The sequence below is a fragment of the Stappia sp. genome (genome assembly GCF_048268045.1).
GTDB lineage: Bacteria > Pseudomonadota > Alphaproteobacteria > Rhizobiales > Stappiaceae > Stappia.
On record NZ_JBLWWG010000011.1, the window covers coordinates 23,143 to 37,923 of the forward strand.

14 protein-coding genes are annotated in these 14,781 nt (G+C 66.5%); 12 read left to right on the forward strand and 2 right to left on the reverse strand.

The genetic code is table 11. The annotated features are described in order from the left end of the window. Positions 1 to 3: 3 nt before the first annotated feature. Together ACN0WF_RS16415 and ACN0WF_RS16420 are read right to left on the reverse strand one after the other, a co-directional pair. Positions 4 to 819 carry an SDR family NAD(P)-dependent oxidoreductase gene (locus ACN0WF_RS16415; protein ID WP_417773859.1) on the reverse strand — a complete coding sequence of 272 codons (816 nt, stop codon included), beginning with the start codon at positions 817 to 819 and terminating at the stop codon, positions 4 to 6. Between the two features lie 145 nt (positions 820 to 964). After that, positions 965 to 1,615 carry a ChrR family anti-sigma-E factor gene (locus tag ACN0WF_RS16420; protein ID WP_417773860.1) on the reverse strand — a complete coding sequence of 217 codons (651 nt, stop codon included), beginning with the start codon at positions 1,613 to 1,615 and terminating at the stop codon, positions 965 to 967. Positions 1,616 to 2,027: 412 nt separating this feature from the next. On the opposite strand from ACN0WF_RS16420, the gene ACN0WF_RS16425 reads away from it, so the two are divergent. The 12 genes from ACN0WF_RS16425 to ACN0WF_RS16480 all read left to right on the forward strand — a co-directional run bounded on the left by ACN0WF_RS16425 (position 2,028) and on the right by ACN0WF_RS16480 (position 14,758). Beyond that, positions 2,028 to 3,065 (forward strand): cysteine synthase A, encoded by a 1,038-nt coding sequence (locus ACN0WF_RS16425; protein ID WP_417773861.1) that lies wholly within the window; start codon positions 2,028 to 2,030, stop codon positions 3,063 to 3,065. A gap of 4 nt (positions 3,066 to 3,069) precedes the next feature. Continuing rightward, entirely contained in the window at positions 3,070 to 4,533 is a 1,464-nt protein-coding gene (gene cls, locus ACN0WF_RS16430; RefSeq protein ID WP_417773862.1) for a cardiolipin synthase, read from the forward strand. A 100-nt stretch (positions 4,534 to 4,633) separates the two neighbouring features. Then, a complete protein-coding gene (locus tag ACN0WF_RS16435; RefSeq protein WP_417773863.1) occupies positions 4,634 to 5,347 on the forward strand; it encodes an alanyl-tRNA editing protein in 714 nt (237 codons plus the stop codon). 47 nt (positions 5,348 to 5,394) lie between these two features. After that, on the forward strand, positions 5,395 to 6,237 hold the full coding sequence (gene sseA / locus ACN0WF_RS16440) for a 3-mercaptopyruvate sulfurtransferase (RefSeq protein ID WP_417773864.1): 843 nt from the start codon (positions 5,395 to 5,397) through the stop codon (positions 6,235 to 6,237). Continuing rightward, positions 6,238 to 7,908: a formate--tetrahydrofolate ligase gene (locus tag ACN0WF_RS16445; protein ID WP_417773865.1), complete on the forward strand. Its 1,671-nt coding sequence runs from the start codon at positions 6,238 to 6,240 to the stop codon at positions 7,906 to 7,908. Positions 7,909 to 8,063: 155 nt separating this feature from the next. Continuing rightward, positions 8,064 to 8,771 (forward strand): corrinoid protein, encoded by a 708-nt coding sequence (locus ACN0WF_RS16450; protein ID WP_417773866.1) that lies wholly within the window; start codon positions 8,064 to 8,066, stop codon positions 8,769 to 8,771. Positions 8,772 to 8,780: 9 nt separating this feature from the next. Next, a complete protein-coding gene (locus tag ACN0WF_RS16455) occupies positions 8,781 to 9,416 on the forward strand; it encodes a DUF1638 domain-containing protein (RefSeq protein WP_417773867.1) in 636 nt (211 codons plus the stop codon). Positions 9,417 to 9,521: 105 nt separating this feature from the next. Next, positions 9,522 to 10,151, forward strand: coding sequence for a type B chloramphenicol O-acetyltransferase (gene catB, locus ACN0WF_RS16460; RefSeq protein WP_417773868.1), 630 nt, complete (start codon positions 9,522 to 9,524; stop codon positions 10,149 to 10,151). 266 nt (positions 10,152 to 10,417) lie between these two features. Next, entirely contained in the window at positions 10,418 to 10,756 is a 339-nt protein-coding gene (locus ACN0WF_RS16465) for a virulence factor (protein ID WP_417773869.1), read from the forward strand. Between the two features lies 1 nt (position 10,757). Then, entirely contained in the window at positions 10,758 to 11,654 is an 897-nt protein-coding gene (locus ACN0WF_RS16470) for a methylenetetrahydrofolate reductase (protein WP_417773870.1), read from the forward strand. Continuing rightward, on the forward strand, positions 11,651 to 12,601 hold the full coding sequence (locus tag ACN0WF_RS16475; protein ID WP_417773871.1) for a methyltetrahydrofolate cobalamin methyltransferase: 951 nt from the start codon (positions 11,651 to 11,653) through the stop codon (positions 12,599 to 12,601). The genes ACN0WF_RS16470 and ACN0WF_RS16475 overlap by 4 nt, the downstream gene beginning before the upstream one ends. Positions 12,602 to 12,691: 90 nt before the next feature. Next, the gene (locus ACN0WF_RS16480; protein ID WP_417773872.1) at positions 12,692 to 14,758 is read left to right on the forward strand and encodes an ASKHA domain-containing protein; all 2,067 of its coding nucleotides are present in this window, start codon (positions 12,692 to 12,694) and stop codon (positions 14,756 to 14,758) included. The last annotated feature ends 23 nt before the right edge of the window (positions 14,759 to 14,781 follow it).

Genomic DNA, 14,781 nt, shown 5'->3' on the forward strand with positions numbered 1-14,781 from the left:
GCTTCAGGATCGTCCGCGCTTCGACCAGCCGGTCGTGCGGGCCACAAGCGGGAAATAGAGGAAGTCGGGCAGCAGGCGCATCAGCTTGAGCTTCCACGTGAAGCTTGCGGGGAAAGCGATCTCGAACCTTTCCGGCTGGTTCAACCCCTTTGCATAGGCCTGCGCGGCGTCCTCCACATCCATGAGGTCCGGCATCGGAAAGGGATTGCCCTTCGTCGCCGGCGTGTCGACAAACCCGGGCGAGATCACCTGAAGCGTGATGCCCAGGCGGTCGAGATCAAACCGCATGGCCTCGGCAAGGTTGATAAGCCCGGCCTTTGTCGCGCCGTAGGCTGCGGATGTGGGAAGTCCCCGGTAGCCGGCGACGGACGCGGTGATGGCGATCTGACCCTTGCCGCGTGGCTTCATCGCCGCGATCAGCGGCACGAGGGCATTGGCCGTGCCGCCCAGGTTGACCGCAAAGGACGTGTGGAAGGCGTCGAGGTCGGGATCCGTGCCGTCGACCGGCAGATATACGCCGGCATTGAGCACACCGAGCGCGATCGGTCCGAATGCCGTCTCAATCTCCCTGACCGTCGCCGCCACCGCTGCGGCATCGGTGACATCGCAGGGAAACGCCCGGATCACGCCGACGTGCGCCTGCCCCTGCTGCTCGATCTCCAGCAACCGGTCGTGAGAACGCGCGCTGATCGCCACCTTCCAGCCCTGCGTTGCCAGCAGCCTGGCGAGCGCCGCGCCAATGCCCGAACTTGCTCCGGTGATCCAGGCGACACCGTCGGCCGGCGTCGCTGCGCGTCGTCGAGCAGCGCCTGTCATCATGGTCGTCTCCTTCCGAAGAGTTGACGCCCCGGCCCGGCATCCTATCCGGTGGCCAGACAAAGGCTGTTGCGGACAATACGCAAGCGCGCGCAAAAGGTTTGCCCGCGTGGCGTGATTTCAGAGCTTGCTAAAAGGCTCCGGGGGATCAGCCGCGAATGAAGGGAGCAAAGAAACGCCCGACCGGCCCTGTCAGCCGCAGGCTACCCTCTGTGACGGCGAAGCAGAGACAGTCCTCGCCCTCGTCGGCAATCGGCCGGTGATCCACGTCGTCGTCGGCGTAAGCGACGTCACCGCGCACGAAATGACCGTCGAGATCGCTGAACCCCCCCTCAAGCACCAGCGTCAGCTCGGTGCCGTGATGGGTGTGCGTGGGCATCGCCTGGCCGGCGCGAATCCACAAAAGGCTGGCTACGCAGCCATCCTCCTCCGCGACGCGATACTCGCGAAATCCCGGCAGGCGGGTTTTCCAGGGCAGGGCATCGACATCGCGGCCGATGAAATCGTGGAGCGGAGCAGGAAGCCGGGTCGGTTCCGCAATCAGCAGGTCGCCCGGCGCGGCGGCGGGAGCAGGCGGGAGGCTGAGGATCGAGGCCAGCATGCCATCGCGATCCGACAGAGCCATCGGCGCGATATCATCCAGCATCCGCCCACCGGCCGTCTCCAGGTCGCGCACGAAACCGCGGTTGTCGGGAGACAGGTCAAGGTGAGAGCGGACAAGAAGGCGCGCGGGCTCAGCGAGCGTTCCCGCGACATAGGCCGCCAGCAGCGCATCGAAGAGTTGCTGTCTTTCGTCCATTCCCATCGACACCTTCGCTGACATGCGCTCCCAGTCTGGCGGTTCCGGCGTGCCGCCTCGGCCTTCCGGCGTCGGAAGCCCGTGCGACCGCGCCAGGCAGGGCCGCTGGCGACGCTTGGGACGTGTCGTCCCGCGTCCTGACCGCCTCTCCTGCCAAGCGCATTTGAGGCTTTCTTAGCCTGTGTTACGGGGCTTCGCCATATCTGGATCAGCCCGACGCAATCAAAATTCGCACGAGTACGGCGGCTTTCGCGCAAGATCCGTTTCGCCCCGCGCCCACCGAAGAGAATGATTTTCGACACCCACGGCGGATTTGGTGGCATGCGCCTTGAAGCCCTTCGGGCGCGCGCCTACCCTTCTCGAGACCGCGTCTAGCCTGCTCCCATTCCCCACAAGCGGAACGAAAAGACACATGGATATCAGGAACTCCGTGATCGAAGCGATCGGCTCGACGCCGCTCATCCGGCTGAACCGCGCTTCGCAGATGACCGGCTGCGAGATCTATGGCAAGGCCGAGTTCATGAACCCGGGCCAGTCGGTCAAGGACCGCGCCGCGCTCTACATCATCAAGGATGCGGTTGCCCGGGGCGAACTGAGGCCCGGCGGCGTCATCGTCGAGGGAACCGCCGGCAACACCGGCATCGGCCTGGCCCTGGTGGGCAACGCGCTCGGCTATCGCTCGGTGATCGTCATCCCCGAGACGCAGAGCCAGGAGAAAAAAGACATGCTCCGGCTCGCTGGCGCGGAGCTCGTCGAGGTTCCCGCCGCCCCCTACAAGAACCCCAACAACTACGTGAAGCTCTCCGGCCGCCTCGCCGCCGAGCTGGCCCGCAGCGAGCCGCACGGCGCGATCTGGGCCAACCAGTTCGACAATGTCGCCAACCGCCAGGCCCATATCGAGACGACGGGCCCGGAAATCTTCGAGCAGACCGACGGCAAGGTCGACGGCTTCATCTGCGCCGTCGGCTCGGGCGGCACGCTGGCCGGCGTCGGCATGGCGCTGAAGGAGCGCAACAAGAACATCAAGATCGGCCTCGCCGATCCGATGGGCGCGGCACTCTACAACTATTACGCACACGGCGAACTCAAGGCGGAAGGATCCTCGATCACCGAAGGGATAGGCCAGGGGCGCATTACAGCGAACCTCGTGGACGCGCCCGTCGACATGCCGTTCCAGATCCCGGACGAGGACGCCGTCGCGATCGTCTTCGACCTGCTGGAGAACGAGGGACTGTGCCTTGGCGGCTCGTCCGGGATCAACATCGCCGGAGCGATCCGCATGGCCCGCGAGATGGGACCGGGCCATACCATCGTGACAATTCTCTGCGACTACGGTACGCGATATCAGTCGAAGCTTTTCAACCCGGAGTTCCTGCGCGAGAAGGGCCTTCCGGTTCCTTCCTGGATCGAGCGGCGCAGCGAGATCCGGCCCCCTTACGAGGACGCCTGACGCCTTGGAGCAGACCGTGGTGCATGACGTTGGCCTCTTCGAGACCATCGTCGCCAATCTGGAAATCATAGCAGCGCTGACCCTGGCGCTCTATGCGCTCGCCGCGGTCTGCGCGGTGCGGGAGGTTCTGTATTCGCGCACAGCGCAAGGCTCCATTGCCTGGCTGCTGTCGCTGCTGTTCCTGCCCTTTCCGACGGCTTTCCTCTATCTCGTCTTCGGCTGGAAGCGGTTCGAGGACTATGCGGAGGTACGGGAATACGCCGGCCGGGCGACACGCGCCGCCCGGGCTCAGGAGCTGCATGTCTCCGATGCCAGCACCAGCACGAGCTGGCCGGTGCTCACCCATATCGCCCAGATCCCGTTTCTCGGCGGCAACAAGGTCGACCTGCTGATCGACGGCGAGGCAACGTTCGCCTCCATTATCGAAGGCATCTCCCGCGCCAGGCACCAGGTGCTGGTGCAGTTCTTCATCGTTCGCGACGACCGCATCGGCACGGCGCTCGCCGATGCCTTGATCGAACGCGCACAGGCCGGCGTCGTGGTTCACCTGCTCTATGACGATGTCGGCAGCAAGAGCCTGAGCAACCGCTACATTCGCCGACTGGAAGAGGCCGGGGTCGAGGTCGCCGGCTTCAATCAGCGACACAAGTGGTTGCGCGTCACCGGGCCGATGCGCCTCAACTACCGCAACCACCGCAAGATCGTCGTTGTCGACGGCATCGATGCCTGGGTCGGCGGACACAATGTCGGCGACGAATACCTCGGCCGCGACAAGGCATTCGGTCATTGGCGCGACACCCATGTGCGCGTGTCGGGGCCGTCGGCGGTGGCCTGTGCGCTGTCGTTCAGCGAGGATTGGCACTGGGCCACCGGAAGCCCGATCCACCTCCACTTTCCAAAACAGCTCGAGCGGCACGGCGACGAGCCCGTCCTGGTCATGCCGACAGGTCCGGCCGATACGCTGGAAGACTGTTCCGTCGCCTTTTCCGAGGTGATCGCCCGCGCCCGCGAGCGGCTCTGGATCGTCAGCCCCTATTTCGTGCCGGAACAGGCGATGCAGACCTCCCTGCTCGCTGCCGCGATGCGCGGCGTCGACGTGCGCATCCTGCTTCCCGAGAAGGCCGACCACAGGCTTGTCTGGCTGGCGAGCTACGCCCATGCCGACGACATGACCGAGCACGGCATCAAGGTCTATCGCTACCGCGCCGGCTTCCTGCATCAGAAAGTCGTTCTGGTCGACGATACGCTGGCGAGCGTCGGCACAGTCAATTTCGATGCCCGCTCCTTCCGCATCAACTTCGAGATCACGCTCTGGTTCACCCATGAGCGCACCATCTCGAACGTCGCGAAGATGCTCGAGCGCGACTTTGCCAATGCGGTCGAGACCACGCCGGAAGACCTCGACAGGCGCTCGCTCGCATTCCGTTTCGTCGCCCAGGCGGCGCGCCTCTTCTCCCCCATCCTGTGACGTTGCGGGAGCCGCGCGACGGCGCTTGCCCCGGTTGATTGCCGGCAGCGATCGGCTAGGCTGGGCGCCTTCACGGAATCACTCAGGGATCCCTTCTTCCATGACCGACCTGCTCTTTCGCGACGACGCCTATCTGCGCAGCTGCGAGGCGGAAGTCACCGCGATCACCGATCGCGGTGCCATCCTGCTCGACCGCACGGTCTTCTACGCGACGGGCGGCGGTCAGCCGGGCGACAGCGGCGAGATGGAGCTTGCCGATGGCAGCAGGATCACCATCGCCACGGCGGTCTATGGCGAGGACCGCACGCAGATCGTTCATGTGCCGGCGGAAGGCCAGGCGCTTCCCGCCGTTGGCGACAAGATCGTCCTGCATCTCGACTGGGCGCGCCGCTACAAACTGATGCGGGTGCACACCGCCCTGCATCTGTTGTCCGTCGTGCTGCCCTATCCGGTGACGGGCGGACAGATCGGCGAAGGCGACGGCCGTCTCGACTTCGATCTTCCAGAGTTCCCGATGGAGAAGGAAGAGGTCGCCGCGCGGGTGAACGAGATTTCCGCTGCCGACCACGCGGTCACCACGGACTGGATCACCGACGAGGAGCTTCTTGCCAAGCCCGAGATGGTCAAGACCATGAGTGTCAAGCCGCCGATGGGATCGGGCCGGGTGCGCCTCGTGCGCATCGGCGACGTCGATCTCCAGCCCTGCGGCGGCACCCATGTGACGCGCACCTCCGAGATTGGCCCGATCGTCGTCACCAAGGTCGAGAAGAAGGGGCGCCAGAACCGGCGCGTGCGCATCCAGCTCGCCGACTGAGGCCTCTTTCCGACCGCCGGTTTCTGCCCCTTGCACCAGGAGCGTTCATGTCCACTTCCCCGCTTGTCTCCACCGACTGGCTTGCCGAGAAGCTCGCCTCGCCCGATCTCGTCGTGGTCAATGCCTGGCTGCCGCCCCTGCTCCAGCCGGACGCAAAGCCGGAATATGCCTCGGGGCACATTCCCGGCGCCGTCTTCTTTGACGTGAACGCCATCAGCGACCCGAAGAGCGACCTGCCGCACATGCTGCCGCCGGCGCATATCTTCTCCTCGATGATGCGGCGGCTTGGCATCGGCGACGGGCAGACCATCGTCGTTTACGACGGCATGGGGCTCTATTCGGCCGCGCGGGTGTGGTGGATGTTCCGCGCCATGGGTGTCGAGCAGGTCTTCGTGCTCGACGGCGGCCTGCCGAAGTGGACGGCGGAAGGGCGCGAGACCGAAGAGGGCCATCCCGGTCCGCGTGGCGAGCGGCACTTCACGGCGCGGCTCGACAATTCGCTCCTGGCCGACACCGACAAGGTTGCCCGCGCGCTGGCCGCCGGGCAGCAGGTTCTCGACGCACGCCCGCGCGGACGCTTCATCGGCACCGATCCGGAGCCGCGTGCCGGCCTGCGCAGCGGGCACATGCCGGGCGCGCGCAGCCTGCCCTCGAGCGAGGTCATCGCCGACGGACGGCTCAAGCCCGCCGAAGAGCTCGCCGCCGCTTTCGCCGCGGCCGGCATCGACCGCTCGAAGCCGATCACGACCACCTGCGGATCCGGCGTGACCGCCGCCATCCTGTCGCTGGCGCTGGCCGTGACCGGACAGCCCCAGTCGGCCGTCTATGACGGATCCTGGACGGAATGGGGCGGGCGCGACGACACCGAGGTCGTGACGGGAGACGCGTGAATGGCCAGCGACATCGAGATTGCCCGCGCCGCGAAGATGAAGCCGATCACCGAGATCGGCGCCCGGCTCGACATTCCCGCCGACGCGCTCGACAGCTATGGCGCGACAAAGGCGAAGGTGCGCGCCGATTTCATCGCCGGGCTCGCCGGACGGCCCGAGGGCAAGCTCATCCTGGTCACGGCGATCAATCCGACGCCGGCCGGAGAAGGCAAGACCACGACGACGGTCGGCCTCGGTGACGGGCTCAATCGCATCGGCAAGAAGGCGGCGATCTGCCTGCGCGAACCCTCGCTCGGCCCCTGCTTCGGCATGAAGGGCGGGGCTGCCGGCGGCGGCCATGCCCAGGTGGTTCCGATGGAGGACATCAACCTCCACTTCACCGGCGACTTCCACGCCATCACCTCGGCGCACAACCTTCTCGCCGCGCTGATCGACAATCACATCTACTGGGGCAACGCGCTGGAGATCGACACCCGCCGGATTACCTGGCGGCGGGTGATGGACATGAACGACCGGGCGCTGCGCCAGATCGTCACCTCGCTCGGCGGCGTGTCCAACGGCTTCGCGCGCGAATCCGGCTTCGACATCACCGTCGCCTCGGAGATCATGGCGATCCTCTGCCTTGCCTCCGACCTTGCCGACCTGCAGCGCCGCCTCGGCGACATCGTCATCGGCTACCGCCGCGATCGCACGGCGGTGACCGCGCGCGATCTCGAGGCCGACGGCGCCATGACCGTTTTGCTCAAGGAGGCGATGCAGCCGAACCTGGTGCAGACGCTGGAAAACAATCCCGCCTTCGTCCATGGCGGGCCTTTCGCCAACATCGCCCATGGCTGCAATTCGGTGATCGCCACGAAGACGGCTCTGAAACTTGCCGACTACGTGGTCACCGAGGCCGGGTTCGGGGCGGATCTCGGTGCGGAGAAGTTCTTCGACATCAAGTGCCGCAAGGCCGGTTTGTCGCCGGATGCGGTCGTCATCGTCGCGACCATCCGCGCGCTCAAGATGAACGGTGGCATCGCCCGCGAGGATCTGGCCAAGGAGGACGTCGAGGCGCTGACGCGCGGCGCGGTCAACCTCGGACGCCACATCGAGAACCTGCGCCTGTTCGGCGTGCCGGTGCTGGTTGCGATCAACCACTTCGTCACCGACACGGAAGCCGAGGTCGCCGCCGTGAAGGCCTACGCGCAGACCCAGGGCGTGGAGGCGATCACCTGCCGGCACTGGGCGCAGGGATCGCTCGGCACGGAGGATCTGGCGCGCAAGGTGGTGGAGGTCATCGACGCGGGCAAAGCCCGTTTCGCTCCGCTCTATCCCGACGACATGCCGCTCTTCGCAAAGATCGAGGCGGTGGCCAGGCGCATCTACCGCGCCGGCGAGGTGGCCGCCGACAAGTCGGTCCTCGACCAGCTCGCGAAATGGGAGGCCGACGGTTTCGGCCACCTGCCGGTGTGCATGGCCAAGACCCAGTATTCCTTCTCCACCGACCCCGCTCTTCGCGGTGCGCCGGAGGGGCACGTCGTGCCCGTACGCGAGGTACGGCTGTCGGCCGGCGCCGGTTTCATCGTCGCGATCTGCGGAGAGATCATGACCATGCCGGGCCTGCCCCGGGTTCCCGCCGCCAACCACATCCGCCTTGACGAGGCCGGACACATCGAGGGACTTTTCTAGGAAAACCGGGACGGGAGGCCCGCACCCGGCATCCCGCCCCGCTCCCTGTCGCACAGGCGACCGCGCATGTCGCATTGGAGATATCGACGCGGAGCAACGCATCCCACAGTACTTGAAGGAGCAGATGGCCACCCTTCGATGAAGTGGAGCAGCGGATGTCCGGGGAAGACGAACTCGATCTCAGCGCGCTGTCCGACGAGGAACTCGTCGAACAGATGCACGATGATCTCTACGATGGCCTCAAGGACGAAATCGCGGAAGCGGTCAACATCCTGCTGGCACGAAGCTGGACGCCCTACGACATCCTGACGAAGGCGCTCGTCGAGGGCATGCGCATCGTCGGCGTCGACTTCCGCGATGGCATTCTCTTCGTTCCGGAAGTGCTCATGTCGGCCAACGCGATGAAGGCCGGCATGTCGATCCTGCGGCCGCTTCTGGCCGAGACCGGCGCACCCAAGGTCGGCAAGATGGTGATCGGCACCGTCAAGGGCGACATCCACGACATCGGCAAGAACCTCGTCTCGATGATGATGGAGGGCGCCGGCTTCGAGGTGATCGACATCGGCATCAACAATCCGGTCGAGGCCTATCTGGCGGCGCTCGAGGAGCACAAGCCGGACATTCTCGGCATGTCGGCCCTGCTGACCACCACGATGCCCTACATGAAGGTGGTCATCGATGCGATGGTCGAGAAGGGCATCCGCGACGACTACATCGTCATGGTCGGCGGCGCGCCGCTCAACGAGGAATTCGGCCAGGCGGTCGGGGCCGATGCTTATGGCCGTGATGCCGCGGTGACCGTGGAGATGGCCAAGGATCTGATCGCCCGCCGGCACAACCAGCTGGCGGCGCGCGCCGGCTGAGGCCCCGCCATGGGCAGGCGAGCGGACAGTTCCAGAGCTGCAACGCCCGCGCTCCTGCGCGAGCGGGTGCTCGTTATCGCCTGCGGAGCGCTGGCCAACGAGATCCTCGCCATCACACGCGCCGACGGGCTCTCCCATGTGGACCTGCAATGCCTGCCGGCGCAGCTTCACAACCGCCCGGAAAAGATCCCCGAGGCGGTGCGCCGCGCCATCCACACCGCGCGCCACAGCTATCGCTACATCCTCGTCGGCTACGGCGACTGCGGCACCGGCGGCCTCCTCGACAAGGTGCTGGCCGAGGAGGCGGTGGAACGCATCGAGGGCGCCCATTGCTATGCCTTCTTCGCCGGTCTCGACGTCTTCGCGACGGAGGCCGACGCGGAGCCGGGGACCTTCTATCTCACCGACTTCCTTGCTCGCCATTTCGAGAGCCTGGTCATACGCCCGCTCGGCCTCGATACGCACCCTGAACTGCGCGACGCCTATTTCGGCAACTACACCCGCCTGCTCTATCTCGAGCAGGTGGCGGACGCGGAACTCCTGGAGCGGGCGCGCCGGGCGGCCGAGCGTATCGGCCTCGCCTTCGCGCACCGCCCCACCGGCTACGGAATGCTGGCGACGACGATCTCGCGCTTTGCCTCCTGAGCAGGGCCGGACGGCCGGAACCGCCGCCAGTGTTGCCCTCCCGCCCTTGCCCCGGTCGTTTGTTCCCGCCTAGAACGCATGCGCGACTTTGCAGGGACAAGCAGCATGACCAACCATTTCGAAACGCCCTTCAAGGGCAAGCTGCTCAGCGAGCAGGTCACCAACCCGAACATCACCGTCGGGCGCTACAGCTACTATTCCGGCTACTACCACGGCCATTCGTTCGATGACTGTGCCCGCTACCTTATGCCGGACCGCGACGACGTTGACCGGCTCGTCATCGGCAGCTTCTGCTCCATCGGCACCGGCGCCGCCTTCGTCATGGCCGGCAACCAGGGCCACCGCAACGACTGGATCTCGACCTTTCCGTTCTTCTTCATGTCGGAGGAGCCAGCCTTTGCCGAGGCGGAGAGTGGCTATCTGCCGGCAGGCGACACGGTCGTCGGCAACGACGTGTGGATCGGTGCGGAAGCGATGATCATGCCCGGCATACGGATTGGCGATGGTGCGATGATCGGCGCGCGCGCGCTCGTCACCAGGGACGTCGCCCCCTACAGCGTCGTGGCCGGCAACCCGGCCCGCGAGGTCCGCAAGCGCTTCGGCGAGGAAGAGATCGCCATGCTGCTGGAGATGGCATGGTGGGACTGGCCGCTGGAGCGCATCAGGAGCGAGATGCGCGCACTCTGCTCCGGCGACGTCGCCGGCGTCCATGCGCGCTGGAAGGCGGGCGGCTGAAACTGCCCGCCCCCTGTCACCAGGCGACCAACGCCCCGGAAACACCGTTTCCGGGGCGTTCGCACATCAAACCAGCGCGTTTTTCTCAGCCCCGCGCGCCCGGATACAAGCTCGCACCCGCCCGATACTTGACCGCCAAGAAGAACGCGCGCCCTACCCTGTCGTTTTCAGGATTTCCAGTGTCGTGTGTGCACCGATGATTTGGCCGACGACAGGCATCATGATCGCAGAAACGGACGCGGAGACGCGCGGCGCGGAGCGACTTCATGGCGCAGAAAGTCCTTGTATTCTGGAGGGATATTCCAGCTCAGGTGATCGTGCGCGCGGGACGGAAGTCCGCCCGGCGCGAGCTCCCCGAACGCTTCATCCAGGCCATTGACCGCTGCGCCATGCGCGTCGGGGCGAAAGACAGCGACGCCTATCTCGCCGAATGGCGGCGAGCCGATCCGGTAACGGTCAGCGACGACCTCGAGAGCGAGGCAGATGCCGCTCTGCTGGACATTCTTGCGCTCTACCCCGGGGACCGGCTCGCCGGTCTTGTCGCCGCCGAGGGCCGCGAGACGACCGGAGCCACACCTTCCACCCAAGACAGCGCGGACGCCTGACATGCCGGATAGCCGACTGACCATGCAGGGGCGCTTCGCCGCCTCGACCGAAATGTCGCCGCGCCAAGTGGTCGACAAGCCGGAGCTTCTCGACCTCGCGCCCGTCGGCACGCGGGTCTATCTCACCGACCTCGGCACCGTCGGCGAGGATGACATCGTGCGGGCGGCGCGGCTGCTTCGCGACCGCCGTCTCATCGCCGTGCCGCATATGGCGGCGCGACGTTACCCGAGCCTTGCCGCCTTCGAGACGCGCATCCGCAGGTTGACCGAAGAGGCCGGTGTCACCGAAGTTCTGGCGATCGCCGGCGAGGCCCCCTCGCCCGGCCCGCTCGCCTCCTCCATCTCCCTGCTGGAAACCGGGCTCTTTGATCGCTGCGGCATCCGCCGGATCGCCGTCGCCGGCCATCCGGAAGGCGCCCCCGACATTCCGCCCGAGACGATCCGCGCCTTCCTCATGCGCAAGCACGAGATCGCCGCCGGTTCCGATGCGGAATTCCGCATCGTCACCCAGTTCGGTTTCGATCCGCAGCGGGTCAATCTCTGGCTCGACGAGATCGCGGGCTGGGGCAACCGCTTTCCGGTCCACATCGGCATCGCCGGCCCGGCGAAGATGACGACACTGGTCAAATACGCGGCCTTTGCGGGTGTCGAGAACTCACTCTCCTTCCTGAAGAAGCGCGGCGGCGCGGTCGTGTCGATGCTGTCGGGCTACGATCCCGAGACGATGGTTCGCCCGCTTGAGGCGCGCATCAGGAGCCGGCCCGACTGCCGTCTTGCCCAGATCCACGTCTTTCCCTTCGGTGGCCTGACAAAAACGGCCGAATGGCTGCGCACGCGCGGCAGCTGGCCATTTCAGCCCTGTGCGTCGACGTCCCTTTCCGCGGAGATCGCCCAATGACCCGGACCCTTGTCGCCTCGGCCACCCGCGAGGCCATCATCGGCTTCGACCAGCCCTTCTGCGTCATCGGCGAACGCATCAACCCCACCGGACGCAAGAAGCTTGCCGCCGAGATGATCGCCGGGGACTTCTCCACCGTCGAGAAGGACGTGCTGGCCCAGGTTGCCGCCGGAGCGACCATGCTCGACGTGAATGCCGGCGTCACTGCGGTCAATCCGAACGAGACCGAGCCGCCGCTGATGGTCAAGACACTGGAGATCGTTCAGGGCCTCACCGACCTGCCGCTTTCCATCGACAGTTCGGTGACGGCGGCGATCGAGGCCGGTCTCAGGGTCGCCAAGGGGCGGCCGCTCGTGAATTCGGTCACGGGCGAACTGGAAAAGCTCGAGGCGATCCTGCCGCTGATCAAGAAGTACAATGTGCCGGTGGTTGCCATCTCCAACGACGAAACCGGCATTTCGGAAGACCCGGATGTGCGCTTCGAGGTGGCGCGCCGGATCGTGCAACACGCCGCCGACTACGGCATCCCCGCCCATGACATCGTCGTCGACCCGCTGGTGATGCCCATCGGGGCCATGGGAACCGCCGGGCAGCAGGTGTTCCACCTGCTGCGCCGCCTGCGCGAGGAACTCAAGGTCAACACCACCTGCGGTCTGTCCAACATCTCCTTCGGCCTGCCGCATCGGCACGGCATCAACGCCGCCTTCATCCCGATGGTGATCGCCGCCGGCATGACCAGCGCCATCATGAACCCCTGCCGGCCGCAAGAGATGGAAGCCGTACGCGGGGCCAATGTGCTCACCGGCGCGGACCCGAATTGCGGCGAGTGGATCATGACCTACCGCGACCACAAGCCGGGGGCCGACGGCGCGGCCTCCGCCTCTACCGGCGCCGCATCCGGCGGTCGACGGGGCGGGCGCGAAGGGCGCCGGCGCGCACAGCTGTAGCGGCGGCTCCGGGCGCTCCCGCACGTCGACGGACGGGAGCGCCAGGCGGGAGTGAGCATCGCGGATGCGGTGAGGGACATGGCGGACGGAATGACAGCTCAGGATCAGGTGGCAGCGGACGGCGTCGCAACGGCGCGCGTCGTCTTCCAGCCGAGCGGCAGGCGGGGCACGTTCCCTCTCGGCACGCCATTGCTGGATGCCGCGCGCGCGCTCGGCGTCTATGTGGAGTCCGTCTGCGGCGGGCGCGGCATCTGCGGCCGCTGCCAGGTTTCTGTTTCCGAAGGACGTTTCGCCAAGGAGAAGCTGTCGAGCAGCGCCGACCACCTCGGCCCGGTCACGGAGGCGGAAGCACGCTATGCCTCGCTGCGCCAGCTTGCTGCCGACCGGCGGCTCTCCTGTCAGGCAACGATCCTGGGTGACATGGTGGTCGACGTGCCGGTCGATGCCCAGACCAACCGCCAGGTGGTGCGCAAGCGCGCGGAAACCGTCAAGCTCGCGCCCGACAGCACCATTCGTCTCGTTGCCGTCACCATCGACGAACCCGACATGGACCAGCCGCTCGGCGATGCTGACCGGCTGCTTTCTGTTCTGGCCCGCGAAACGGGACTTTCCGGCCTCTCGCTCGACGCACCTCTCCTTGCCCGCGTTCAGGCGATCCTGCGCAAGGGCAACTGGCACGTCACCGCCGCCATCTGGCAAGACGGTGGCCATCCGCCCCTCGTCACAGCCCTGTGGCCAGGCGAGAAGACAACCGTCTACGGACTCGCCGTCGACATCGGCTCGACCACGATTGCCGCCCATCTGTGCGATCTCGCAACCGGGCGCACGGTTACCTCGGCCGGCACCTCCAACCCGCAGATCCGCTTCGGCGAAGACCTGATGTCGCGGGTGTCCTACGTGCAGATGAACCCGGAGCGCCTGCCGGATCTCGTCGCCACAGTGCGCGCCGCCGTCGACGCGCTGGTCGCCAAGCTCGTGGCGGACGTGGGCGCGAGCCGCGCGGATGTGCTCGACGCGGTCGTCGTCGGCAATCCGATCATGCACCACCTCTTCCTCGGCATCGACCCCACCGAGCTTGGCGGCGCGCCCTTCGCGCTTGCCGTGTCGGGCGCGGTGCACCAGAGGGCCGATGCGCTCGGGCTTGAGCTAAACCCGGGCGCGCGGGTCTACATGCTTCCCTGCATCGCCGGCCACGTGGGCGCGGACGCCGCCGCCGCGACGCTCTCCACCCGCCCCTTCGAGGCCGATGCGATCACCCTTGTCGTCGACATCGGCACCAACGCGGAGATCGTCCTCGGCAATCGGGACCGGCTGCTGGCGGCAAGCTCGCCGACCGGCCCGGCCTTCGAGGGCGCCGAGATCTCCTGCGGCCAGCGCGCCGCCCCGGGCGCCATCGAACGCATCCGCATCGATCCGGTGACCCTCGAGCCGCGCTTCAAGGTCATCGGCCTCGACGAATGGTCCGACGACCCGGAGTTCGCCGGGAAAAAGGACCAGGTCGGCGTCACCGGCATCTGCGGCTCGGGCATCATCGAGGCGGTGGCCGAACTGTTCCTCGCCGGCGTCATCACCGAGGACGGGCTTATCGACGGAACGCTGGCGGAGAAAAGCCCACGCATCATCCGCCAGGGGCGCACCTTCGCCTATGTGATCGCGGCGGAGGGCATCGAACTGGCCATCGGCCAGCGCGACATCCGCGCCATCCAGCTTGCCAAGGCAGCGCTTTATGCCGGTATCCAGCTTCTCTCGGACAAGCTCGGCAATCCGGAGATCGCCCGTATCCGCCTCGCCGGCGCCTTTGGCAGCTACATCGACACGAAATACGCCATGATCCTCGGCTTGATCCCCGATTGCGATCTCGCCGAGGTCGCGAGCGTCGGCAATGCCGCGGGAACAGGCGCGCGCATGGCGCTCGTCAACCGCGGCGAGCGGCGGGTGATCGAACGGGTCGTGCGCGAGATCGAGAAGATCGAGACCGCGCTCGAGCCACGGTTCCAGGAGCACTTCGTCAACGCCATGGCGATCCCCAACAAGGTCGACCGCTTCCCGCGCCTGTCGCAGGTCGTCGCCCTTCCCGTGCCGGGACGCGCTCTTGCCGAGGGCGGCGAGACGGAACCCGACGACGGCGGACGGCGCCGACGACGGCGCCGGGGGTAAGGGCGAATCCGCAAGGACGCCCC

What these genes read in the sequence shown, in the direction of transcription:
- ACN0WF_RS16415 (WP_417773859.1), bottom strand. Translation starts at nt 819, where the DNA reads ATGATGACAGGCGCTGCTCGACGACGCGCAGCGACGCCGGCCGACGGT.
- ACN0WF_RS16420 (WP_417773860.1), bottom strand. Translation starts at nt 1,615, where the DNA reads ATGGACGAAAGACAGCAACTCTTCGATGCGCTGCTGGCGGCCTATGTC.
- ACN0WF_RS16425 (WP_417773861.1), top strand. Translation starts at nt 2,028, where the DNA reads ATGGATATCAGGAACTCCGTGATCGAAGCGATCGGCTCGACGCCGCTC.
- ACN0WF_RS16435 (WP_417773863.1), top strand. Translation starts at nt 4,634, where the DNA reads ATGACCGACCTGCTCTTTCGCGACGACGCCTATCTGCGCAGCTGCGAG.
- sseA (WP_417773864.1), top strand. Translation starts at nt 5,395, where the DNA reads ATGTCCACTTCCCCGCTTGTCTCCACCGACTGGCTTGCCGAGAAGCTC.
- ACN0WF_RS16445 (WP_417773865.1), top strand. Translation starts at nt 6,238, where the DNA reads ATGGCCAGCGACATCGAGATTGCCCGCGCCGCGAAGATGAAGCCGATC.
- ACN0WF_RS16450 (WP_417773866.1), top strand. Translation starts at nt 8,064, where the DNA reads ATGTCCGGGGAAGACGAACTCGATCTCAGCGCGCTGTCCGACGAGGAA.
- ACN0WF_RS16455 (WP_417773867.1), top strand. Translation starts at nt 8,781, where the DNA reads ATGGGCAGGCGAGCGGACAGTTCCAGAGCTGCAACGCCCGCGCTCCTG.
- catB (WP_417773868.1), top strand. Translation starts at nt 9,522, where the DNA reads ATGACCAACCATTTCGAAACGCCCTTCAAGGGCAAGCTGCTCAGCGAG.
- ACN0WF_RS16465 (WP_417773869.1), top strand. Translation starts at nt 10,418, where the DNA reads ATGGCGCAGAAAGTCCTTGTATTCTGGAGGGATATTCCAGCTCAGGTG.
- ACN0WF_RS16470 (WP_417773870.1), top strand. Translation starts at nt 10,758, where the DNA reads ATGCCGGATAGCCGACTGACCATGCAGGGGCGCTTCGCCGCCTCGACC.
- ACN0WF_RS16475 (WP_417773871.1), top strand. Translation starts at nt 11,651, where the DNA reads ATGACCCGGACCCTTGTCGCCTCGGCCACCCGCGAGGCCATCATCGGC.
- ACN0WF_RS16480 (WP_417773872.1), top strand. Translation starts at nt 12,692, where the DNA reads ATGACAGCTCAGGATCAGGTGGCAGCGGACGGCGTCGCAACGGCGCGC.